Annotated in this window: 16 protein-coding genes and 1 tRNA gene; 5 read left to right on the top strand and 12 right to left on the bottom strand. The window is 43.5% G+C overall.

Features of this window, described 5'->3' with window-relative positions; genetic code table 11:
- Positions 1 to 7: 7 nt before the first annotated feature.
- The 4 genes from V7K61_RS07665 to petB form a co-directional block, all read right to left on the bottom strand.
- Entirely contained in the window at positions 8 to 997 is a 990-nt protein-coding gene (locus V7K61_RS07665) for a GDP-mannose 4,6-dehydratase (RefSeq protein ID WP_335052397.1), read from the bottom strand.
- 520 nt (positions 998 to 1,517) lie between these two features.
- Positions 1,518 to 1,961, bottom strand: coding sequence for an ATP-binding protein (locus V7K61_RS07670; RefSeq protein WP_334720184.1), 444 nt, complete (start codon positions 1,959 to 1,961; stop codon positions 1,518 to 1,520).
- Positions 1,962 to 2,609: 648 nt separating this feature from the next.
- Positions 2,610 to 3,092: a cytochrome b6-f complex subunit IV gene (gene petD, locus V7K61_RS07675; RefSeq protein ID WP_335052399.1), complete on the bottom strand. Its 483-nt coding sequence runs from the start codon at positions 3,090 to 3,092 to the stop codon at positions 2,610 to 2,612.
- A gap of 249 nt (positions 3,093 to 3,341) precedes the next feature.
- Positions 3,342 to 3,989, bottom strand: coding sequence for a cytochrome b6 (gene petB, locus V7K61_RS07680; protein WP_099102529.1), 648 nt, complete (start codon positions 3,987 to 3,989; stop codon positions 3,342 to 3,344).
- Positions 3,990 to 4,396: 407 nt separating this feature from the next.
- On the opposite strand from petB, the gene ctpA reads away from it, so the two are divergent.
- Positions 4,397 to 5,641, top strand: coding sequence for a carboxyl-terminal processing protease CtpA (gene ctpA, locus V7K61_RS07685; protein ID WP_335052401.1), 1,245 nt, complete (start codon positions 4,397 to 4,399; stop codon positions 5,639 to 5,641).
- Between the two features lie 209 nt (positions 5,642 to 5,850).
- Here the strand turns inward: ctpA and V7K61_RS07690 are convergent, their stop codons facing one another.
- From V7K61_RS07690 to V7K61_RS07720, 7 genes are all read right to left on the bottom strand, one after another.
- Positions 5,851 to 9,774: an EAL domain-containing protein gene (locus V7K61_RS07690; protein ID WP_335052403.1), complete on the bottom strand. Its 3,924-nt coding sequence runs from the start codon at positions 9,772 to 9,774 to the stop codon at positions 5,851 to 5,853.
- Between the two features lie 225 nt (positions 9,775 to 9,999).
- Positions 10,000 to 16,398: an ATP-binding sensor histidine kinase gene (locus tag V7K61_RS07695; protein WP_335052405.1), complete on the bottom strand. Its 6,399-nt coding sequence runs from the start codon at positions 16,396 to 16,398 to the stop codon at positions 10,000 to 10,002.
- 312 nt (positions 16,399 to 16,710) lie between these two features.
- Positions 16,711 to 17,592: a ribosome biogenesis GTPase YlqF gene (gene ylqF, locus V7K61_RS07700; protein WP_335052407.1), complete on the bottom strand. Its 882-nt coding sequence runs from the start codon at positions 17,590 to 17,592 to the stop codon at positions 16,711 to 16,713.
- Positions 17,593 to 17,623: 31 nt separating this feature from the next.
- On the bottom strand, positions 17,624 to 18,034 hold the full coding sequence (locus tag V7K61_RS07705; protein WP_335052409.1) for a VOC family protein: 411 nt from the start codon (positions 18,032 to 18,034) through the stop codon (positions 17,624 to 17,626).
- A gap of 177 nt (positions 18,035 to 18,211) precedes the next feature.
- Complete coding sequence (locus tag V7K61_RS07710; protein ID WP_335052411.1) at positions 18,212 to 18,790, bottom strand: Uma2 family endonuclease; 579 nt, start codon at positions 18,788 to 18,790, stop codon at positions 18,212 to 18,214.
- Positions 18,791 to 19,117: 327 nt separating this feature from the next.
- Positions 19,118 to 19,190 (bottom strand) — tRNA-Arg (locus tag V7K61_RS07715).
- A gap of 44 nt (positions 19,191 to 19,234) precedes the next feature.
- The gene (locus tag V7K61_RS07720) at positions 19,235 to 20,431 is read right to left on the bottom strand and encodes a murein hydrolase activator EnvC family protein (RefSeq protein WP_335052413.1); all 1,197 of its coding nucleotides are present in this window, start codon (positions 20,429 to 20,431) and stop codon (positions 19,235 to 19,237) included.
- 159 nt (positions 20,432 to 20,590) lie between these two features.
- Here V7K61_RS07720 and V7K61_RS07725 point away from each other — a divergent pair, with 159 nt between their 5' ends.
- Positions 20,591 to 20,878 (top strand): hypothetical protein, encoded by a 288-nt coding sequence (locus V7K61_RS07725; protein ID WP_335052415.1) that lies wholly within the window; start codon positions 20,591 to 20,593, stop codon positions 20,876 to 20,878.
- Positions 20,879 to 21,008: 130 nt separating this feature from the next.
- On the opposite strand, the gene trmFO is transcribed toward V7K61_RS07725, so the two are convergent.
- Positions 21,009 to 22,325 (bottom strand): FADH(2)-oxidizing methylenetetrahydrofolate--tRNA-(uracil(54)-C(5))-methyltransferase TrmFO, encoded by a 1,317-nt coding sequence (gene trmFO, locus V7K61_RS07730; protein ID WP_099103823.1) that lies wholly within the window; start codon positions 22,323 to 22,325, stop codon positions 21,009 to 21,011.
- A 388-nt stretch (positions 22,326 to 22,713) separates the two neighbouring features.
- Here trmFO and V7K61_RS07735 point away from each other — a divergent pair, with 388 nt between their 5' ends.
- The 3 genes from V7K61_RS07735 (at position 22,714) to V7K61_RS07745 (ending at position 24,573) form a co-directional block, all read left to right on the top strand.
- The gene (locus tag V7K61_RS07735; RefSeq protein ID WP_335052417.1) at positions 22,714 to 22,968 is read left to right on the top strand and encodes a hypothetical protein; all 255 of its coding nucleotides are present in this window, start codon (positions 22,714 to 22,716) and stop codon (positions 22,966 to 22,968) included.
- A 149-nt stretch (positions 22,969 to 23,117) separates the two neighbouring features.
- Positions 23,118 to 23,261 (top strand): hypothetical protein, encoded by a 144-nt coding sequence (locus V7K61_RS07740; RefSeq protein WP_335052419.1) that lies wholly within the window; start codon positions 23,118 to 23,120, stop codon positions 23,259 to 23,261.
- A 40-nt stretch (positions 23,262 to 23,301) separates the two neighbouring features.
- Positions 23,302 to 24,573 carry a ribulose bisphosphate carboxylase small subunit gene (locus tag V7K61_RS07745; protein WP_335052420.1) on the top strand — a complete coding sequence of 424 codons (1,272 nt, stop codon included), beginning with the start codon at positions 23,302 to 23,304 and terminating at the stop codon, positions 24,571 to 24,573.
- Positions 24,574 to 24,708: the final 135 nt, after the last annotated feature.

The following is a 24,708-nucleotide window of genomic DNA, read 5'->3' on the forward strand; positions in this document are numbered from 1 at the left end:
AGATTATTTATACTTGCGGTAAGGGCGCGATCGCACCGCTTTGTAACCGCTCCAAATCTGTTTTTACCATTTTTTCTAAAAGTTCCTCAAAGCTTACTTGGGGTTCCCAGCCGAGATTTCTTTTAGCTTTGCTGGGGTTAGCGACTAGTTGAAAATGCTCATCTTGTCGCAACAAGCTACTATTTAAAACTACATACTGCTTCCAATCCAAGCCGACAGACTCAAAGGCTGTGGCAACTAAATCTCTCACACTGTGTAGTTTACCAGTGCCAATCACATATTCTTCTGGCTCGTCAATTTGCAACATTAGCCACATAGCCTCCACATAATCACCTGCAAAGCCCCAATCACGTTTGGCATCCAGATTACCTATTTCTAAGGTGTCAGTTAAACCCAATTTAATTGATGCAGCCGCCAAAGAAACTTTGCGTGTGACAAACTGAGGTGCGCGTAGAGGAGACTCGTGATTATATAAAATTCCACTACAGGCAAATAGTCCATAGCGCTGTCTATGATGCACCATCGTCCAGTGGGCGTGCATTTTAGCCGCAGCGTAAGGATTTTTTGGACGAAAAGCGGTTTCCTCATCTTGAGGCGAGAGGAATACATCGCCAAACATTTCTGAACTGCTGGCTTGATAAAATCTGGTAGATAAACCAACTTTTCGTACTGCTTCCAAGAGCCTAGTAGCTGTACCAGTTATTAAATCCAGGGTTCCCAATGGGTCGTTCCAGGAGTCGGGTACAAAACTGGGAGCCGCCAAATTGTAAATTTCTTGGGGACGCAATTGTTCAACAGCGGTCAACAGTGCCGCACTATCCCTCAAGTCAACCGTAAAAATTTCTACCTGATTTGCCAGTATTCCCAGTTTTGTCAAATTAGGTTGTCGATGTGGGGGTACTAATCCGACAACTCGATAACCACGGTTGAGGAGCAAATGACTGAGATAGTAGCCATCTTGACCAGTAATTCCTGTAATTAGGGCTGTCTTAGTCATATTTTGTCCCCTATTCTGTCTATCTCTTTAAGCACGAAATGGCACTTGTTGGAGAACAAACATTAAGACTCTCAACACTGCTGACAAATCTTAACAAGGGAGCTAGTGTAGCTCGAATGCTATTTTTACTATATTCACTAGTTATTTTTATACAAAAACCTTACTTGAGATTTTACAAAAAAATCATAATCAATCAGCAATTTCACGTAAAAAACATATTACTCCAATTTAAATAATATTGAAAAAGGAGTATACTTTTATCAATCAAATAACTATGTATTTCAGCAAAAACTGCTTCTGTTTGAAAGTGTGTAGCTCAACTTTGGGCAAAGTCTTCGTTAGCTTGGTGACGGGTATATGAGAAATTTTATTTGTTTGACTCCTAAGTACAAGAGAGTATTGTAGAGAATAAAAGCCCTCGTTTTTTGTCGATACTCCTTCCCTACGCTCCACTCTGCTCACAAGCTAAAATTGACATCAGAATTATTCTTTCCTTCCTTTAGCCTTGACTATTTCACTGTTACTTTTGTGCTTCTACAGAGTACTTGACAATGAGCAGGCAATTTCTACCATCCGCACCACGTTCGTATACAACCTTGTCAGCCAACCGCCGGAGGAGAAACCATCCATACCCACCTACTTGCAGAGTACCTGGGGCTGGCTCTGCGATCGCATCAGGGTTGAAAGGTTTTCCATAGTCCCAAATTCTAATCTCTAGTCGGTCAATCCACAGATAAACGTTAATCTCAATGGTTGTTTCTGGCGGTAAAGCATGATGAGCATGACGAACAGCGTTGGTAAAGCCTTCTGCTAATGCTAAATTGAGGCGATCGAGTTGGGTTTTTGACCAGCCAAGTTGAGACAAGTGTTGCAGACAAAATTGCTCAAACCATTCTTGCACCTGGTTTAAGAGCCTGAGTTCGCTCTTAACCGTCAGATGGTCTTGCTGCACTATACTAAGCATTAACTGTGAGTTGAATATAAGTAAACCCAAGTTGCTAGTTATTAAATTCTGCGCTGTTCGCAAAATTTCTCTGACATAAAAAAATCTAAATTGACATATTCTATGTACCAAAATACAAAACATGAATGATTTTGGCATTCTGAGGGTTGTAACTAGCAACTTACGTTAAGTAAGTAGGAAATGTTTGTATTTGTTGACTTTTGATGATTTGATATTTTGGAATAGCTTTTCCATCCAAAACTGCAAATCCCAGATGCAATCTGAACTATTGAAGAAGAATTCAGAATAGAAAATTCAGAATGGGCTAAACCCTAGCTATCCGCTAACAGAAGGAAATCAGTGAGGGATACACTGCGGGATTTGGCTACAGATACAACACTATCTTGTTGAGCACTAAAAAAAGCATATTTAGTGGGGAACTTAAACCCATTTATGCAGACACTATCTATAAGACGCTATGCATAACTTGCTTTACTGTAAGATACACGGACTCGCTTTGGGTGGCGTTATCCGCTTTTTCGTTTAGAATTTAATTCTGAATTCTGACTTCTGAATTCTTTCCTGTTAAAATTGACGCCTGTTGATTGTTTTCAAAAGCACATCTGCTCTTGAAACTCACAGGCGTCAAAGCACTTTGTGATGACTAATTTAGAATAGTCCCAAGGTCAAAGATTTATCCAATGGCAAAGCAGCACCAATACCTAGCCACAGGGTGACAAGAGTACCAGCAAGGAATACTGTGGTTGCAACTGGACGGCGGAAGGGGTTTTGGAACTTATTCACGTTCTCAATAAAGGGAATGAGGATTAGCCCGACTGGTACGGAACCCATTGCTAACACTCCTAAAAGTTTGTTAGGAAGCGATCGCAAAATTTGGAAGACTGGATACAAGTACCACTCTGGCAAAATTTCCAATGGTGTGGCGAAAGGATTTGCTGGTTCACCGGTCATTGCGGGATCTAGCACAGCTAGAGCCACAATCGCAGCGAAGGAACCCATGATCACAATTGGAAAAACGTAAAGTAAGTCATTTGGCCAAGCGGGTTCACCATAGTAGTTGTGACCCATGCCTTTAGCGAGTTTGGCTCTTAACTGAGGATCGCTCAGGTCAGGTTTTTTTTGTGTTGACATTTTGAAATGTGCTCTCCTGCTTAAGTTAAATTAAAGCATTTGTGAAAGCTATCAGCTACTAGGCAACTAAAAGGCGGGAAACAGCGATATCTACAGTCATCCGCCTGAAGTTTTCTATCGCTTTACGCTCCAGATACAAGTATTTGTTTTTTGGAACTTATGTGCAATTAATTTCTTGTGTTTCATAAGTTTAAAACAAACAACTCAATCTGAAAACTAACAAATGTTGCCTTTCGCTAATAGCTGAGATTACAAAGGCCCGGAAATGCCTTGCTTGCGGATCATCAAGAAGTGAAACAGCATGAATACTGCAATCAACCAAGGCAATACAAATGTGTGTGCGCTGTAGTAACGAGTTAGTGTTGCTTGACCAACACTGGAACCGCCGCGCAATAGGTCGGAAATCAGAACTCCAACCACGGGAATTGCTTCTGGTACGCCGCTAACGATTTTCACAGCCCAATAGCCAACTTGATCCCAAGGTAGAGAATAGCCGGTAACTCCGAAGGAAACGGTGATCACAGCTAGGATCACACCACTTATCCAGGTCAGTTCGCGAGGCTTTTTGAAACCACCAGTCAGATAAACCCGGAAGGTGTGCAAAATCATCATCAATACCATCATGCTCGCAGACCAGCGATGGATGGAGCGAATTAGCCAACCGAAGTTTACTTCATTCATGATGTACTCTACTGAGGAGAAAGCTTCAGTAACTGTTGGCCTGTAGTAGAACGTCATGGCAAATCCAGTAGCAAACTGGATGAGAAAGCAAACCAAGGTAATTCCACCCAGGCAGTAAAAGATATTGACGTGGGGAGGGACGTACTTGCTAGTAACGTCTTCGGCGAGTGCCTGAATCTCCAGGCGTTCCTCAAACCAGTCGTAAACGTTGGCCATACAATCTCAAGTTCCTAAAAGTCGGTTGCGGTTGATAAATCCCGAAGTTCTGAATCGGCAGAAGCCTTCGCTCAGACTTCTCTCCCAAATAGTAATTTTGGGATTTTAGTAAAGGGGAGTTTTTTTGTTTGCTTTTCAGCTTTTGGCGTGCTAAGAGACTTCAGAAACTTTACACTCTGTAAAGATGGAATATATTGCGATCTCTTTACGCCCCTACACACAAAATGGTGGACACAAAGTAGATTTTATCCTTTGGTGAGTGGATACGATGCATCAATTGACTGAACAACTTGATGAGAAAAATGCACCACTTCTATAAAAAAAGTAACATAATCGAGAGATAGATTTCATCAACAACAGAGGAAGTGGGCATTATCTAAGCAATTTGGGTTGAGGTGGAATTGATAATGGGGTTCATGAATAAACAAGTCTTTCGGGTTGGATTTTCATTGTTAATGGCGTTTTGCTTGGCGTTGGGTACGCTCACTCAGCCAGCGCTGGCTTTGACCGGTGAACAAAAGCTGGTTTCGGAAGTTTGGCGAATTGTTAATCGTACTTATCTAGATGAGACCTTTAATCATCAAAACTGGGCGGCTGTGCGGCAAAAGGTTCTGGAGAAGCCGCTGGCAGACTCAAATGCCAGTTATGAGGCAATTGGGAAGATGCTCAAGAGCCTCGACGATCCTTTTACCCGCTTTTTAGATCCAGAACAGTACCGTAGCTTGCAGGTCAATACTTCTGGAGAACTGACTGGGGTAGGATTGCAAATTGCTTTGAATTCTGAGAATGGGAAGTTAGAAGTAGTGGCTCCCATCGCCGGTTCACCGGCGGATAAAGCGGGGATTCGGCCACGCGATCGCATTCTCAAAATTGAAGGCGTTTCCACAGAAAATCTCACCCTTGATGAAGCTGCTACCAGAATGCGCGGGCCCAGTGGCAGCCTTGTGACTCTCCTCATCGAACGGGACGGAGAGGCAGAAACGGAAATTAGACTGACACGCGATCGCATTGCTCTTAACCCTGTGGTTTCAGATTTGCGTGTTTCTGCTGAAGGTACACCCATTGGCTATCTACGTCTTACCCAATTTAATGCCAACGCTTCAACGGAATTGGCACACGCTATTTCTAGTCTAGAAAAAAAAGGCGCTGCTGCCTACATTCTAGATTTGCGAAATAATCCTGGGGGGCTATTGCAATCAGGAATTGAAATTGCCCGTCTGTGGTTAGACTCCGGCACTATTGTCTACACTGTTAACCGACAAGGCATTCAGGGTAGTTTTGAAGCCTCTGGGGCATCCCTAACGAACGATCCTCTGGTTATTTTGGTGAATCAAGGAACTGCCAGTGCGAGTGAAATTCTCGCCGGCGCACTCCAAGATAATGGTCGCGCTCAACTGGTAGGCGAAACCACCTTTGGCAAGGGCTTAATTCAATCTTTATTTGAGCTATCAGATGGTTCGGGTTTGGCAGTCACAATTGCTAAGTATGAAACTCCTCAACACCGGGATATTAACAAACTAGGCATTAAGCCAGATAAAGTGATTTCCCAAGCAGCCATTAACCGCGAACAAATTGGCACCCAAGCGGATCTGCAATATCAAGCAGCACTGGAACTTTTGCTTCAAAAGCCGGTGGTGGCGGGGAAGGCATGATGAGTGCTGAGTAATGAGTAATGAGTGCTGAGTAATGAGTAATGAGTAATGAGTGCTGAGTAATGAGTGCTGAGTAATGAGTGGGGAGTGGGGAGTGCTGAGTTGAAAGACAACCCAGAAGGGGTGGGGCATTTACCAAGTGCGAAATTACTGAGTACTCTTCTGACTCAGGATTGAGTACGTTTTTTGTTTCCCCTTTCCCCTTCCCCTTAAGACCAAAGGTTATAATACAAACTTTTACTTGCTAAAAGTGCTTCTGCTGTGTGGTGGCTCATGGGTTTCGAGAATAGATACCCTTGACCGAATTTGTAGCCAAGGTGTTGTAGGTGTTCCAGTTGTTCCTGAGTTTCTATGCCTTCAGCGATCGCATCGAGTTCTAAATGGTTACTCAGTGCCACTATAGTTTCGACAATCTGATGATTTTTTTTGCCTGATTGAATTTGATTTACAAAAGAGCGATCGACCTTCAGACTATCCACAGGTAAACGGTGAAGATAATTTAACGATGAATATCCTGTACCAAAATCGTCAATGCTAATTTGAATTCCTCGCTCTTTCAACTGGCTCAGTACACTAATCGTAGACTCAATGTCTTCAATCAACATACTTTCGGTAATTTCTAACGTCAGGTAACGACCATTTAATTGGGTTTGAGTCAGAATCCGATCGACTTCTTCTAACAGATCGGACTGCTTGATATCTTGCGCCGAAAGATTGACACTCACTTTCATGGCAGAAAGTTCCGGGAAAGCAGTTTTCCATGCTGCCAGCTGATAACAGGCTGTACGAATTGCCCAATAGTCCAAACGGGTAATCAGTCCTATTTCCTCAGCTATAGGGATGAATTCTCCGGGAAATTTCAACCCTTGGGTAGGGTGTTGCCAGCGAATCAGTGCTTCAAAGCCAACAAGATGTCTAGTGTCTAGAGCAACAATCGGTTGATAGTGAAGGATAAATTCTTGACACTTGATTGCTCGGCGCAGATCGTTTTCTAAATGCAGTCGATTCAAAGCTTGAGTGTGCATCTCAGTATCAAAAATTTCATATCGGGCTTTGCCCTTGTTTTTTGCCCGATACATCGCAATATCAGCATCTCGCAACAAGTGGGAGGCTTGAACGTAGTCTTTTGTACCCAAGACAATACCAACGCTAGAGGTGGTATATACTTCACGTCCTTCAATCATCATGGGTGTTTGCAACTCTGCAAAAATCCGTTCTGCGATCCGAACTGCTTCCTGAATATCCTTAATTTCTTCGAGTAGGATCACAAACTCATCGCCACCCAAACGAGCGGCGAGATCCATTTTACGGAGGGTGGCTTGGAGTTTTTGAGCAATGGCAATGAGTAATTGATCTCCTGCCAAATGCCCCAGGCTATCATTGACGACTTTGAATCGATCGAGATCGAGAAATAAAACAGCAAAATGATAATTTTCAAGACGGTAGGCTCGTTGAATAGATAATTCCAACCGTTTCATCAAGAAATGGCGATTGGGCAACCCCGTTAGCCCATCGTGTAGGGCATCATGTTTCAACTGATTTTGCACCTGGATGCGTTCTGTGACATCGCGGGAGGTGGTTTGCAGTTGAACAATTTCACCCGTCGCATCCAGAATGGGCTTAGTGAGGGTCTCAAACCAGACATAGTTGCCATGCTTCTGAAGCATTCGGTAGGTGATGGGTGTGGGTTTTTTGCGGAACACCGCTGTCCGAATTTCCTGGTAAACGCGATCGCGATCGTCGGGATGGATGAAGGTATAGAAATATTCTCTGAGCATTTCGTCGTGCCCATAGCCCAAGAGGAATTCACAAGACGGGCTAACATAGAGATATCGACCATTCAACTCATGAAGGCACACGAGATCGTTGGTATTTTCGGCTAACAAGCGATAGCGGGCTTCACTTTCTCGCATCGCTTCTTCGGCTTGTTTGCGTTCGCGTAGCGCCGCTTGGCGTTCGCTGACATCCAGAATCAGCCCATCCCAAATAATATCGCCATTGGCTTGTGGCTGAGGTCGTGCCGAGGCTTGCAACCATTTTTGCCGACCCGATGGCGTTGTAACGCGCCATTCCCAATTCCACGGGTGTAGAGTCTCGGCAGAAACCAGCACTGAATCTCGCATAGCAGGCAAATCGTCGGGATGCACCATCCGCCAGGTTACTTCCACATCCCGCTCAATATCTTGGGCTTCTAGTTCCCAGAGATATCGACAACCAGGACTGACATAAAGCATTGCATTCGATCCATCGGGATGTAGCACATACTGATAAATCACCCCTGGGGTATTGGCTGCTAGGGTTTGAAAACGGTATTCGGCTTGTCTGCGTTCGGTTACATCCAGAATCAATGTATCCCAAATAATATCACCATTGGCTTGGCGAGTGGGTCTGCCAGCAGCTTCCAGCCATTTTTCCCGCCCTGATGGTGTGATAATTCGCCACGCCCAGTACCAGGGTTGTAATGTTTTTGCTGACTCCATCACCGAGGCTTGTATTCCAGCCACGTCTTCCGAATGGATCATTTGCCAGAGGATGGTGGCATCTGTGACAACATCTTGGGCTTCTACTTCCCAGAGAAGGTAACAACCCTGACTCATGTATACTACACCGTCAGAACCATCAGGGCGGATCAGGTAACGAAAAATCGCCCCCGGTACATTCGCCGCCATATTTTGAAACCGGGCTTCGCTTTCTCTCAGAGCCATCTCCACCCGACGGCGTTCCGTTAGTTCCAGTTGTATTTGTTGGTAAAGATTGGCCTGGTGAATCGCGATCTCCAGTTGGTCTGCGACGGACTGGGCCAGTTTGATCTGGTTATCGCTCCAGGTAAACGGTTGTTGCGGCGCTATAATTGTGAAACTCCCCCACAGAGTGTCTTCAATCACTAGGGGAATGAGTAACCAAGCGCCGGGTATGATTTGGGCGACTTCGGAGTTAATCTGATTATCTAGGTTGGTTGTATTTTCCACCCGCACAATCTGCAACTGCTTGAGTTGAGCCGCAAAGGGATTACCCACATCGGGAATCTCGAAGCCAATGACTGTTGGTGCGTCTGGATTGTGGCGAAATTCCGCAATATGTTTCCAAATGCCCTGTTCTGGCAAATATTGCACCACAAAGCAGTCTAGGGTTTTCAAAAGTTTCGCCGTTTCTGCTGTCGCGGTGGCAAAAATCGTGTCTAAATCAAGGGAGTTGCGGATGGACTGGAAAACTCGATTTAGAGCTTGTTCGCGTTGAATTTGCTCCTGTAATGCGGTGATGTCTCGCCCCACCGATTGAATTTCGGTCAACTGTCCATGCTGATCAAAAATCCCCAAGTTAATCCACTGTGTCCAGCCAATCTGGTTGTTGGAGCGGTAGTCTTGATTGATGTTTTCAAAGATTGGGTTTTTTGGGGTGAGGGCTGCAATTTTACAATACAACTGATCTAAATCCTCTGGCGGGACAAAGGTACTCCATCGCCATCCAATTACATTCTCCAAGGATTGACCGAGAGCAAGGCAAAGAGAATCGTTCGCAAAAGTAATGGTGGTATCCGGTAGCGATCGCAAAATCAAGTCTGTTTGTACCTGGATCACCTGGCGGTAGCGGCGTTCACTTTTCACCAGGGTATTTTCGACGATCTGCTGTTCCAAATTCCGGCGTTTGCGATCGCTAATATCTTGAAACGCCACAATCGCATACGTCACCTCACCCCGATCGCCAAAAATCGGAGTCGCCCAAACCTCCAGAGGAATCACGCGATCGCCACGATGAATTTCTAGATCGTCAACCCAAATCGTTTCCCCAGCCAGAGACCGATTACTGGGTAAGGCTTCCAAGGGATAGAGCGCCCCAGTACCCTCACGGTAAACTTGAAAGACTTTTGAGAGTTGATCGGGACTGAGTTCTAATGGGCGATCGGTGCCTAACAATGCCTGTGCGAGATGATTTATGTAAACAACTTGCCCTGTTGAGTCGTGGACAGCGATCGCAATGGGGGTGGCATCTAGAAATTGAATGAGACGGCTTTGGCTTTCTGAGAAAGCCGCACTTGCTAGCAGTGATTCTACCAGAGACTTCACATTCTGCGGCGTATTTTCCCAATCCTCTGAAGAAATCTGCTTGAGGGAGAAGGGTTGCTGTTTTTCCATAAATGCAGCATTGGCAACCTAGTGAAACGTGAGTTCAACGAGTGGAAAAAGGCACGTATATGATAAATTATAAGTTTATAAGTTATCGAAGCAGAATTCAGGAGTCAGAATTCAGAATTCAGAATTATTCCAGGACTTACGCAAAAATACCCACAATGATTTGCCGAGCGTTCGCCAGTCCTAATTCTGTACTTTTACCCAATGCTATATAAACAGAGAAAATATTTACACCGGAATTTCAATGATAAACTCTGTCCCCTGACGGAGAATAGAGTTACAACTCAACTTACCATTATGGGTTTCTTCAACGATTTGACGAGCGATCGCCAGTCCTAATCCTGTGCCTTTACCAACAGCTTTCGTTGTAAATAAATGGTCGAATATTTTTTGTTTTACCTCTTCCTCGATCCCTTTACCATTATCAGCGATTGTAATTTTAACTAAATTAGTTGCTACTGTAGTGGTAATTTTAATGCAGTTCGGATTTGCTTTAATTTCAGCAAAACTTTGGCTAATATTCGATTCTTCCAAGGCATCAATAGCATTTGCTAAGATATTCATAAATACTTGATTTAATTGTCCAGGGAAACACTCAATTTGAGGCAAAGTGCTGTATTCAGTTATCACTTCAATTGCTGGACGTTGCTCGTTAGCCTTGAGACGATGTTTCAAAATTAAAATCGTGCTATCGATGCCTTGGTGAATATTAAACGGTACTTTATAATCTTTATCGGCACGCGAGAAAGTTCGTAAACTGGTGCTGATATTTTTTAGCCTGTCGCACGCCATAGACATGGCATCAATCATCTTAGGCAAGTCTTCTAAGCTATAATCCAAGTCAATTTCTTCAGCATGGTTTTTAATTTCATCATTTTTGTGGGGTAAACTTTCTTGATAAAGCTTTAAGTGTTCCACAATATCAGTCACAGTGGGTTTAGCTTGCTTGAGACTGGCAGCAATAAAACCAAGGGGATTATTCATTTCGTGAGCCACACCAGCAACTAAGTTGCCCAATGCTGACATTTTTTCGCTTTGAACAATTTGTAATTGGGCATTTTGTAAATCGTTCAATGCTTGTTGCAAATCAAGTGATTTTTGCTGCAAGGCAAGTTCAGCTTGTTTGCGTTCGGCTTCAAGCCGCGCCCTTTCGCTAATATCTCGCATTACAACGACTGCACCGAGTTTGTTACCCGAAGAATCGAAGATCGCTTGTCCGCTAGCTAACAAAATTCTCTTAGAACCATGCTTCGGTGCAATTACCATTTCAGCGTTTTCGACTATTTCCCCTTGCAAGGCGCGAAACAAAGGAATTTCTGTGGTTGATAGAGGTGTTTGCCCATCTGGTTGATAGAGATCGAAATGTTTTGTCCACTGTTCTGCTGGTAATGATTCTACTGGTAAGCCATGAAAGTCACGAGTTGCTTTGTTAAATAAAGTCAATTTGCCACTAGCATCACAAACAACAATTCCATCAGTAATATTGTGAATGATCGCATTCAAAAACTCTCGTTCTTTGGCTAGAGATTCTTCAGCTTGTTTGCCATTGCTAATATCAATCATCACCCCATCCCAGATGATTGCCCCATCGGCTTGTCGCTCTGGGCGAGCAGTAGATCGAACCCATTTCACAGTTTCTGAGGGCAAGATAATGCGACATTCTACCTCAAATGGTGTGAGAGTTTGGGCAGAGTAGGCGATCGCTTGGCCAATAAATTGGCGATCGTCAGGATGATTTAGATCGTAAAGGCTATGCGTCCCTGCCATCACCAATTCTGGCTCTAATCCATACAAGTCGAAACAGCCAGAACTAACGTAGGGTGTTGAAGTTGAACCATCTACCTCCAAACGGAATTGGTACACCATCCCAGGAATATTATTTGCTAAATTTTGGAAGCGGATTTCACTAAGCTGCAATTTGCCTAGAGATTGTGCCAATTGTTGGGCATAGTTCTGAGAATTTTGGTAAATTCGGGCATTGTCCAAAGAAATTGCGGCTTGAGTACAAAGTAAGTTCAGCAGTTCGACGCGATCGCTTGTAAAGGCTCCGGTTGCCAAATTATTTTCTAGGTACAATACGCCCAGCAATTTACCCTGATGCAAAACTGGGCAGCACAAGATACTCTTGGGCTGCTGTTGCTGAATATACGGGTCATTGAGTAGTTGCGGATGCACCGTGGCATCAGTAATTACTACTGGTTGTAAGTTGCGTTTGACATTATTAATTAAGCCAACTGGCACATCAACTGAGTCTTCAACAGGCTGTGGGTTGAGCAACATCGAGTAAAAATCGACGGCAGCCTGATTCTGTACACCGCTCAGGGAAAGCTGTGCTAATGCCTGAACTAGCAACCGATCTGACTCCAAAAGCATGAATACACATTTATCGGCTCCAGCATTTTCAATGACAATATGCAGCAAAGCTGAAAGCAGCTTTTCGAGTTCGATTTCCCCAGAAAGGGTTTGGGAAGCTTTGAGAATGGTAGCTAAATCTAAAGCAACAGAGACGCTGCTATTATCGGAAGTGGCGGAACTGGTGGAGGTGAGACTCCCCAATGTGAAGATAGTGTCGTTAGTTGAGAGGGGAGAACGGGTTTGCTCTAAGATCGGGGCGAGGAGTTGGGGATAGCGTCGTTCCAAGTCGGCGACTTTGGCTTTAGCGCCCCAACGAGCATAGCCATAGTAGGCTTGGGTCATATATGACTGAGCAATGCGCTGTTTACCCCAGTCGAGGTAGAATTTTGCTGCCAGTTCATTGGCAAGTGCTTCTTCTTGGGTGTAACCGTGTTTTTTAGCGAGAGTTATGGCGCGATCGTACAAATCTATTGCCTCTGATTTCTGCCCTAAGACTCGGTATCGGTCGGCTTCAACTAAATAAAATTTGTGCAGGTAATTTTCTGGAGCACGATCAGCCCACTTTTTCATTTTTTCCTGATTTTTAGCCACCCGTTGCAGAATGTGTTGCTGTTGTACCTCACAAACCTGAGAATAGATTGCCAGATTGGCTAAAGAATCATAGGTGTAGCAGAGCGGAACTATGAATAAGCCTGTAGCACCACCTATATAATTTTCAGCAGCGATCGCAGCTTCTATCGCCAACTCAAACTTGCCAAACATATAACACAGACCAAGTTGGTTGGCATAGAAATAATACAGCGCAGTCTGATCGCCCGATCGCTGGAGGGCTGGCACAATTTCCTCTCGATTAAAGGCATTTCCAGTCAGCTGCCAAGGTTCAGCAGAATCGCCAAGCATATTCAAAATTGGTTGCTGAAAAACGGTCAAATGACTGGTAAGACCTTCTTGGTTGAGCTGCTTGAGCTGATCTCGAAAGGCAGCACTCTCTCGGCTAAGATCGCTTAATTCTTTGCCCAGAAACCAACAGTATGAGATGTAAATGAATCCGCAAATAGCAGCCGATTCTAAATCTCCCGTTTCCAATCCAACTTCGTAGCCTTCCCGGAGAAACGGTAAGGTGTTCTTGAGCGGCTCTTTCCAATGCCACACACTACAATGAATTCCGACATAAACTCTGGATTTCAGTTCTTTGGCATGGAAATGTTCGAGCAATAAAAGTGCTAGTTTTGCAAACTCATACCCAAAGTCAATCTCTCCTACCATCCCACAAAGTATTAGTCCATAGTAGGCATAGCCAATTGCCGAAAATGAACTATTGCCATATTGAACGGATAAATTGACCTGTTCGAGAACAATAAATGGTAAGAGCGCTGGAGTGACAACAAAGGCAGCAGCAGAGACAGTGGCAAGAATCCGTACAACTGCTAACTTGTTAGGATCTGTCATTTGGGGCAAATTGATTAAATCCAGCGGTTGCCTTCCAGCCAAAATGGATTTAGTCGTCTCGAATGCTTTGGCAATATCTGATTGACTGGGTTGCTTTGTCAGGCTGTTTCCTAAACGCTCCACACTCTTGAGGGCAATCTCTACTGCTTCTATAAATTGATGTTGGGCTTGAGCTGCTTGAATTTGAACTTCATAGACCTTAATCGTATCCAACAAGCTTCTAGAGTGTTCTGTAATGATTGCCGCCAATTGTGTCATCTGCTCAAAGTTGCCGCTCAAGTAAGCGGCTTCAGTGGCAGCTTCGTAGAGGGCTAAGGTTAACTCATACTGCGTTTGCCACATATCCTTAGCTAACAAGGCGATGCCTGTAGTGAAATACTCAAATGCGGCTGTATAGGCAGTTGCGGCTCTGGCTTTTTGTCCAGCTTTCAGATTAAGTTGAGCGAGTTCTATTTGCTCAGATAGATCGACAATTAGGGATTTGCCGATATTAAGTTGGTTAACGATTTCAAATAATTTTTCGTCTTGTTTGGCAACAGGCGTATGAGTCAGTAATAGTTGACCAATTTTTAGGTGAGCGATCTGTTTTTGGGCGTCTGGAATTAGGAAATAAGCAGCTTGCTGGACGCGATCATGCAAGAATTTGTAAACCGTCATTGGTGATTGGTCACTTGTCATTTGCAAATGACCAATCACCAATGAGGAATCCTGATAAAACTTGTAAATTTCATTGGTAGGAATGATAAATCCTTCTTGCAATGCTTTCCACAAGTCTGAAGCGGTTTCTGTCTGCGACTTTTCATAAACGATCGCTAACGTCGCCAAATCGAATTGATTGCCGATACAGGCTGCCAGTTTCAGAACATTTTGAGTGATGTCGGGCAATTTTTGCAGTTGTTGTGCCATAAATTCCACCACATCATCAGTCAGAGCAAGGGATGTCTGAGGACAAGCCGCTATGCGTCTACGCACTTGCGCTACATCACACTGCCAAAAACCAACCTCCCAATTAAAGCTAATTAGCCCATCCTCATGTAGCGCTTTCAAAAACTGAGTTGTGAAAAAGGGATTGCCTTTGGCTTTTTGATAAACTAACTCTGTTAACGGTAATGCTTTTTCAGTTGCACAACTGAGCGAATCGGCGATTAAATGGTTGACATCTGCTTGACTTAAGGGAGCTAGACTCAAGGTGTTGACGCAGGATGATGCCTTTTCAATTTCATCTACCGCTAACATGAGTGGATGAGCCGCAAACACCTCGTTATCACGGTATGCGCCAATAATGAATAGATGCCTGCAATCGCTCTGAGCCATCAACAATTTCAGCAAATTCAGCGATGCCGAATCTGCCCACTGCAAGTCATCGAGAAACATCACCAACGGATGCTCTCTTGTCGCGAACACCTGAATGAACTTTTGGAACAGCAGATTGAAACGGTTCTGTGCTGCACTGCCCGATAATTCAGCGATGGCTCCGCCAACGCCAAAGGCGAACGCAGGCTGTTTGCCAATCAGCTGCTCTAGTTCAGGAATTACCTCGATCAGAAGTTGTCCGTTCTCTCCAACTGCCGCTAAAATCTTGCTCTGCCATTGCTTTAGCTGAGTATCGCTTTGACTAAGCAACTGTCCCATTAAGTCACGAAAGGCTTGTACAAAAGCAGACAGAGGAATGTTGCGGTTGAACTGGTCGTATTTGCCCTTGATGAAGTAGGCGTTCCAGCGCACAATCAGTTTATGCACTTCATTGACGACTGCGGTTTTGCCAATACCAGAGAAACCTGCCACTAGCATCAGTTGGGAGCCACCATTGGCCACATAACCAAATGCTTCTAATAGTGTCTTTACCTCCGATTCCCGCCCGTAGAGTTTTTCGGGTATGAGAAAGCGATCGCTGATATCGCGCTGTCCTAAATCAAACCAAGTGTGTTTGCCTGTTTCTTGCCACTGTTCTAAGCAGGTAACAAGGTCATGTTTAAGTCCTAGCGCACTTTGATAGCGGTCTTCGGCGTTCTTCGCCATCAGTTTGCGGATAATTTCGCCCAGCATCAAGGGCAATTCGGGGTTGAAATCACACAGGCAGGGTGGAAGTTTCGCAATGTGGCAATGCACCAACTCCATTGGTTCATGGGATTCAAAGGGCAATTTTCCACTCAGTAATTCAAAGAAAGTCACACCTAAAGAATAGAAGTCACTGCGGTAGTCAATGCTTCTGTTCATCCGTCCGGTTTGCTCTGGCGACAGATAAGCTAGCGTTCCCTCTAGTCCATTGAGGCTCTGGATTTCCTGAGTTTCTCGTGGTAAGAGCGAGGCAATACTAAAGTCAATCAGCTTGATTTGGTTGGTGTCAGGGTGAATCAAGATGTTGGCTGGCTTGATGTCTTTGTGAATGACGCGCTGTTGATGTAACTGGTGTAAAATTTCTAGTAGTTGCAGAGCAATGGGTAAAAATTGCTCTAATGTCAGTGTTTTTCCTTGAGTAAATTGCCGCAGGGAAACACCACCAAAGTCTTCCATGACTAGGGCATAGCCATTATGATGGGCTTCCAGGCTGTAGGGTTTGATAATGCCGGGAATATTTAGGTTTTTAGCGATCGCATATTGGTTGCGAAACTGTAGTAATTCGGTAAAATTTGGGTATTCTCGTTTTAAGAGCTTGATGACAACTGGCAGGCGTTGGCGAAGCCCACCGTTCGCGTAGCGTTCCGCAGGAAAGGTATCGCATTCTCGAATTGCCCGATACACTTGAGTACGAGAACCTGAATAAAGTTGCTCGATGATTTGGTAGCCAGCAATCCTTAAAGTTCCATCAACTTTTGCGCTCATAAATTTTTACGAAAATCTCTTGATACTAGTGTTATATTTCCCAATACCATATCTTGGTTAACAACCACTAGCGCGATCGCATTTTTCAGTAACTATGTGCTACTCCAATAAATCAATTAATTTTAGTCTGCTTTAAGCTCAAAGATTTAGCTTATAAAACTAGCTCCGCAATTAAAATTCCAGACGTTACCATGTTTATCGCCTAGTTGTTTGGCGCGCAGGACGGTATAGCCGCGCCATTGCTTGTGATAGTTGCGTAAGTTCTGTTAAAAATCAAATAGATTTCCTAATTTTTACTATTTGAATTTAGATTTAATTGGGTGGCAATTCCAAACTCATTTCACCCAACAACCCCTTGCGAAAATCTGTTAAAAGTTGCCTTGCTGCTCGCTCTACATCACCTTTGTAACGATGTTCTGCTAAGGCGTGTAAATAGGTATCTCCGGTGTCTGATGTTGAATCGAGTTGGTAGCGAGACTGTAATGGTTTTTTTGGTAGTAAATCTCCGGCTACAGCTTCTAAATAGTTGAGTAAATCCACTAGGGCTGCTGCTACTAGCTGGTTATCGTAAGATGCTTCACCGATATCATCACAAATAGCTAATTTCAAGGCTGCGTCTTGGTCTTCTAATCTTAAAGGGATGACGCCAGGAGCATCTAGCAATTCTAAATGTTCGGAAATTCGCACCCAGCGTAGTTGGCGAGTTACCCCAGGACGGGCTGCACTTTCCACGACTCGCTTTCCCAACAGGCGGTTAATTAAAGCTGATTTACCGACATTGGGAAAACCAATCACCACAGCCCGCACTGGACGGGGTAACATCCCGCGATCGCTTCTTCTTTGATTGAGTTCTATCCCAGCGGCTTGCGCTGCCCGCGCTACTTCTGCTATACCTTTACCATGTTGAGCGTTGGTAAAATAGGGGAGTTCTCCTTGACGTTTAAACCAATCGATCCATAGCGATCGCATTTGTGGTGTAATCATATCTACTCGGTTAAGTATCAACACCCGTGCCTTACCTTCTACCCACTCACCTATTTGGGGATGGTGAGTCGCTAAGGGAATCCGAGCATCTCGTACCTCAAACACCACGTCTACGCGCTTCAGCTGTTCTTTGAGCTTCCTTTCAGCTTTCGCAATGTGACCTGGATACCATTGAATCAGGTTTAATCTATAGTTTTGAGTTATAGCCATAGTTAATTACCAAATAAATTATTATCACTTATCAATTATCATTCACTATGGCTTGATGTAAAATCAGACGATTGCCATCAGGGTCATAAGCATATATTTCTCTGCCGTGGGAAGCAATGGAAATCTCTCCTGGTGGAGGATAGCCCAAAGCATTTAGGTAAGCGATCGCATCTTCTAAGTTACTCACCTCTAAACACAAACTTATCTTACTTTTGGCGTAGACACAAAGTAGCTTGTCGTCAGACATCGCTTCAAATTCCGATTCATTTGTGTTCTTTGGTTTAAAAATACCTAATCGCATACTAACTAAATTAAACTCAGCATAGACGTTCGGAACCAAAGAAACTGGCTTTTGCTCCAGCAACTTGGTATAGAAATTCACTAACTTCTCAAAATTAACCGATGCTATGGTGACAAATGCGTTAGTGTACTGAAAAACCATATAAGCTTTGAGTTATTTGATTTTGTTGGTGAAGAAGTGCGATCGCGATTAAATTTTAAGTGTAGTTCCAGTATCCCACCTCAGCAGGGCTTTTGATGTTTAAAGGGAGTGTCGATGGTTTAAGCAAATTTAATAATGTTTAGTGTTTGTAGAAATAAAATCAAGATAATCAGTCATCTATGCAAAAATTTGCTGTAAATTTAAAACAAAACCAGGGAGAACATCTTCACCCGATAAACTTGTGGGAGATTGTAAAACTTCTGGTGCAAGATTTGGGCGATAAATTATTACTTGTTTATCTTTAGGATTAATTAACCAACCCAGTTGCAAGCCATTTGCTAAGTATTCCTCCATTTTGGCTTTAGTATCTTCCAAATCATCAGTTTCAGAAACTAATTCCACTGCAAAATTAGGACACAAAGGGAGAAATTTCTTTCTTTGTTCTAGGGTAAGAGCATCCCATCTTTCTATCCTTATCCAAGAAGCATCAGGTGAACGAGTTGCCCCATTTGGCAATTTAAACCCAGTAGAAGAATCAAAAGCTTTTCCCAATTTATTTTGATTGCTCCAAAACCATATTTGACCTAATAAATCGAAATTACGGTTTCCCGTTTCTCCTCCAGTCGGTGACATGATAATTAATTCCCCTTCAGCAGTTAACTCTAGTCGTAATTCTTTATTCACAGCTACAATCTGTGCAAATTCCTCATCAGTAAATTGCAGATTAGAAGGTAATTGTAAGGTTAAAGCAGTCATAATTAATTGCGCTCCACAAAAATCCTAGTTGCATCAAACCCATGTCCTGCTAATGGGGAAGATTTAGTCTCTACCTCTACTTTAAGAATTCCCTCCAACAAATGCCCCATTGTTTTATTTTTTAAAACAATTTTGGGGTAGGTAATAGGGGTGAGAGACTGAATGAGAAAACAAAATCTGTAGTGTAGTGTTATATCAATCACCACATACGTACACTAATTTTTGTATTCCAGACTATCCGTTGCCATTCTGTCCCATAGGGTAAACTAGGTTTATCCCATGAGAGAAAATAACCTCTCGATTTTGTGGTTAGTCTTGTAAAGGTAACGAGCGCGGAGGGATTTGAACCCCCGACCCACAGAACCGGAATCTGTTGCTCTATCCACTGAGCTACGCGCCCTTAATCTTCCATATTATAGCACGTCTGTGATAAGATTCGCAGCTTTAAAGATAATTAGCTGGGTCTACGGGTGTACCATTGCGACGGACTTCAAAGTGGAGGTGAGGGCCAGTTGAGAAACCTGTAGAACCGACAGCAGCGATCGCTTGTCCGCGTTCAACTGCTTGTCCCTCAGAGACATACAACTCGCTGGTATGACCGTAGAGTGTAGTTATGCCATTACCGTGATCGATAATTACCGCTCTACCATAGCCACCATACCACCCAGCAAAAATTACTCTTCCCGAATCTGCTGCCCGAATTTTACTACCATAGCTAGCGGCAAAATCTAACCCGGCATGAAAGCGACGATAGCCAAGAATTGGGTGAATCCGCCAGCCAAAGGGACTGCTAGTAGAAGCATCGCTAGGATATGCCATTACACCAGTTCCCCGAATGATGATATTTGTCCGGCTGTTGGTTTTTCCTTGCGCCTCTTCAGCTTCTGCTACCTTTTGTTGAATCAAGACTTCCAGATTTTTAGATTCTCTTTCAAGCTGATTTTGCGCTGCTTCTAAGGCGAGGCGATCGCTATTCAGGCGTTGAATCAATTCTGATTGTGATTGTGTCTGGGTTTGATAATCAGCTTTTTGTGCTAACAGTTGTTCGCGAATTAAGCCAATTTCGTTTTTTTGCTGTTCTACTTCCGTTTTTTGTTTATCGATTGAGTTTGCTTGGGTGTTGAGTTTTAGTAAAATTTTCTGGTCTGCTTGAAACACTAACTTCAACTGATGACGACGGCTGAAAAAGTCGCTGATATTTTCACTTTCGAGCAAAACTGCCCATCCCGCAAAAGCAGGCGATCGCTGAAGATAACGCAATCGTGCTACTGTTGCAATTTGCCGCTCCTGATATGAACGTTCTGCCACATCTAAATCAGTTTCTAACTGCTGGAGGCGTTGGGTAGCAAGTTGTAATCGTGATTCGCTCTCTAGAAGATAGCTATCTGTAGTTTGCAGATTTTGCTTTAAACCAGTCAGGTGTTTTTGCGCCTCTTGTTGGAGATTAGTTAAGCGATCGCGCTCTCCAACTACACCCTGACGCTGCTGGTTCATTTGTTGCTGCTGTTGTCGTAGAGTATCAATAGACCCTGTAGACGTTGCGTCGGCTGGAATTAATGCCAAACAAATCCACAAAATACAGCAAAATGCAATAGATAAACAGCAATAAATCTGCTTTTTTTCTAGAAATCGCCCTCTCATAGTGCGAACCTAATCAAAACGATACTTTCAAACACTATGAGGATTATTCCCAAAATCTAGTTCACCCACGCCAACACATTATTAAATTGGTATGCCAAGTTGTAACACAAGGATTCCAGCTATGTCAGCATTGAGCAGGTATGTTAGCGGGTGAGGTGTATGAACGCACGTATAGCAATTCTCTTAATTACCTTGGTTTTGCCAGGTTTGGCAGTGGTGGGAGTATCGTTGTATTGGTTTAATCTCGATTATGCAGCACTGATTAAAGCTGAAAAGTATGTGGAAAACCTAGTAGAGGTTGGAAAAGTAAATGATAGACAGTTAGAGTATGCCTATCATCGCACCTACATTCATCGCATCAACGTATTTGCCGATGGTACCTGGGGATTACTGGGAGGTGTAATTACAGCACTAGGCATACATGGATTAGTCACTATTAAAGAATAGATGGGGAGTGGGGAGTGGGGAGCAGGGGAGCAGGGGAGGAGATAAGGGAGATGAAGGGGACAAGGGGGTAAACAAAACTTCTAACTTTTAACTCTTAACTCCTAACTCAGCACTCAGCACTCAGCACTCATTAATTACGATTAGCTTTCCAGTTTGCCAAATCAGCTAAAGAGCGATCGCGGTAACGTCCATAACGCTCTGGTTTACTTTTAATTTTCATTCCTAAATCGGGGAAAATCCCAAAGTTAGGCGGCATTGGTTGGAAATGTTTCGGTGAAGCAGAACTAATAAATTCCAATAACGCACCCATCATGGTTGTTGGTGGTAAAACCAAAGCTTCTTTACCCAAGGCTAACCGCGCTGCATTAATTCCCGCCAAGCAACCACCCGCAGCCGCAGCAGTATAACCTTCAGTACCAATCAATTGTCCAGCAGCTAATAATGTCGGACGCTCTTTAAATTGCAAGGTGGGATGCATTAATTGGGGAGCATTAATAAAAGTGTTGCGGTGCATCACTCCCAGCCTGACAAACTCTGCTTTTTCTAAACTGGGAATTAATTGAAAGATGCGCTTTTGTTCGCCCCAACGCAGATTTGTTTGAAATCCTACCATGTTCCACAGCTGACCAGCTTTATCTTCTTGTCGTAACTGCACCACAGCATAAGGACGTTCCCCTGTGCGAGTATCTGACAATCCCACTGGCTTCAGGGGGCCGTAGCGCATGGTATCTTCCCCGCGCTGGGCTAGTTCTTCTATGGGTAAGCAAGCTTCAAAAAATTTCGCCGTTTCCCGTTCAAAACCCTTGAGTTCTGTTTGTTCAGCTTTACAGAGTTCTTCCCGGAAGTGCAAGTACTGCTCTTTATTCATTGGGCAGTTGAGATAAGCGGCTTCACCTTTGTCATAACGTGATGCCATAAAAGCAATGTCACGATTAATCGATTCTCCGACGATAATCGGGCTGGCTGCATCGAAAAAGCTGAGGTATTCCATCCCCGTAAAGCGCTGCAAATCTTCTGCTAGATCGGGACTAGTTAATGGCCCGGTTGCTAAAACCACAATCCCTTCAGGAATTGCAGACACTTCACCTCGGCGAAACTCAACTAAAGGATGACTCGCTAAAGTTTCAGTTAAATCTTGGCCAAATTGTCCCCTGTCTACCGCTAGCGCCCCACCAGCGGGAACGGCGTGTTCATCAGCTTTCGAGATGACGATAGAACCGAGTTGGCGTAACTCTTCGTGCAATAATCCCGCCGCGCGATCGCTTGCCATTGCTCCAAAGGAATTACTACACACTAATTCTGCTAAATGTTCTGTATGATGAGCCGGACTAAATCGCTTTGGACGCATTTCATGCAGAATTACTGGCACTCCAGCTTGCGCTATTTGCCAAGCTGCTTCTGTCCCAGCTAGTCCACCTCCAATTACTTGTATCGGTTGTGTTTCCATAGTTAAATTTTAATTCCCATATTATAAGTATCCATCAGCATTACAGAAGTAAAATTAAATAAAAAGTGATGTTAAACCACAATAAGTGCAAATAAAGTATTGGGTCAATTGTAACGTTGAGAGTTGAGTCTCAAGGTTTTTTACAATCAGCCATCGTCAGCAGTGGGCTGAACATTTTCCAACTGGCACACTGCCAGCAAGTGCGTTAGCGTAGCTTACCGTAGGTATCGCCTCCTCAGCCCTTGTCTAATTGGATTAATCCAAAAAGTAGGAAAATTAGTCATAAAACTAAGATATTATGGGATAAAACCTTAATTTCTCCTTTTTCTAGGTGATACATTAAGTACATATTCAATGATTAGTTATAAAGGCGTAATTGAGGTAATTTATGACTAAAAACAAAATTAAAGATAACGTCGCTTTAAATCTAGCTCCAGTTATGTTTATTGAAGAAGTAACAGATGATGAAGAATTGAAAAGTGTATGCGGTGGCGCAACGCCTCCTGTTTCACGACTAACCCCTGAAATTATTGCTGCTCTTGCAAAGCGCGGTATTATATTGCCTCAAGATCCTAACAACCCAGATATATTAACAGAAGAGGCGTTATCTGTTTTAAAAGAAATTTTGCCGAATGAGATGTAGTAGATACAAACGATTTCCATTAACTGTAGCGATATGCAATACGAGGGCGTGTTTTCAAACACGCTCTCTTCTTAAAAATAGGCTAATGTAAGTAATCCTGGAATTATACAAATGGCTCATCAAAGTCATTTGATATTGTAATCAAATTTTTGGCACTACCAAATAACAGCAGTTTTCACTCCTTCCATGCTTGGGCGCGCGTTCAACTGTGGCAGCAGACAATCAACCCAACAGATAAACAAGCACCAGCTTGTCTGAAAGAAAAGCGATCGCTATCCCCAAAAAAAAATTAACATTAACCTTAGAAGTGTTAATTTTTGATCGCATAAACTCATGGGTTACTACATCGCTCCCCGCTTTTTGGACAAACTTGCTGTCCACATTACCAAAAATTTCCTGAAGCTTCCTGGCGTGCGAGTTCCCGTGATCCTGGGTATTCATGGACGCAAAGGAGAAGGTAAAACATTTCAATGTCAATTAGTCTTCGAGAAAATGGGTATCGAAGTGACTCACGTATCTGGCGGCGAATTAGAAAGTCCAGATGCGGGAGATCCAGCGCGGTTAATTCGGTTGCGCTATCGGGAAACAGCTGAACTGATCAAAGTACGCGGCAAAATGTGTGTACTGATGATTAACGATTTAGATGCTGGTGCTGGACGTTTTGATGAAGGCACTCAATATACTGTAAACACCCAGTTGGTGAATGCCACACTGATGAATATTGCTGATAATCCCACAGATGTGCAGTTACCGGGAAGCTATGATTCCACACCTTTACATCGTGTGCCGATTATTGTCACAGGTAATGATTTTTCTACCCTCTATGCACCGTTAATTCGGGATGGACGGATGGAGAAATTCTACTGGGAACCAGATAGAGACGATAAGGTGGGAATTGTCAAGGGAATTTTTGAAGCGGATGGATTGTCACAAAAAGAAATTGAACAGCTAGTTGATACTTTTGTCAATCAGTCTATTGACTTTTTTAGCGCTTTGCGATCGCGCATTTATGACGAACAAATCCGCAATTACATTCATAAAGTAGGTTTTGAGCAGATATCCTTGAATGTGGTTAACAGCACTCAAGGGCCACCTGAGTTTAAAAAGCCAGATTTCAGGCTGTCTCACTTAATCGAGTCTGGTAACTTCCTGGTTGGCGAACAAAAACGGGTGGAAAGTTCTCATTTGGTTGATGATTACAATCGACTAAATCGAGGTAGAAATTCTCAATCCGCACCACCTGCTGTGGTAACACCAATTAGTCAGCCGTCAAATGGCGCAACCAAAGAAGTAAAAACTAATCAATTCCAGAAACAGGAAGCATCAAGTGTCCATTTGACACTAGACACACAAGCTCAAATTAGACAATTATTATCTCAAGGTTACAAAATTAGTATTGAACACGTAGATGAGCGCCGCTTCCGCACAGGTTCTTGGCAAACTTGTGTTCATAGCCACATCGATGCTGAGTCTGATGCCATCTCAAATTTGGAATCAACTCTGGCAGAATATAGCGGTGAATATGTGCGCTTAGTAGGTATCGATCCTAAAGCCAAGCGGCGGGTGGTGGAGACAATTATTCAGCGTCCAAATGGGAACAATTAGGGGCAGATGCAGCAGAATCCGGGAGTTAGAAATCGGAAGTTAAATCGACGGTTAGAAACTGCATCTAAACAGACTAAACCCGCCCACGCGGGTTTAAAAAGCTTTATTTTCTATTAGTTCATACCATTTCTGGGT

It is taken from the genome of Nostoc sp., assembly GCF_036918015.1.
Classification (GTDB): Bacteria; Cyanobacteriota; Cyanobacteriia; order Cyanobacteriales; family Nostocaceae; genus Nostoc.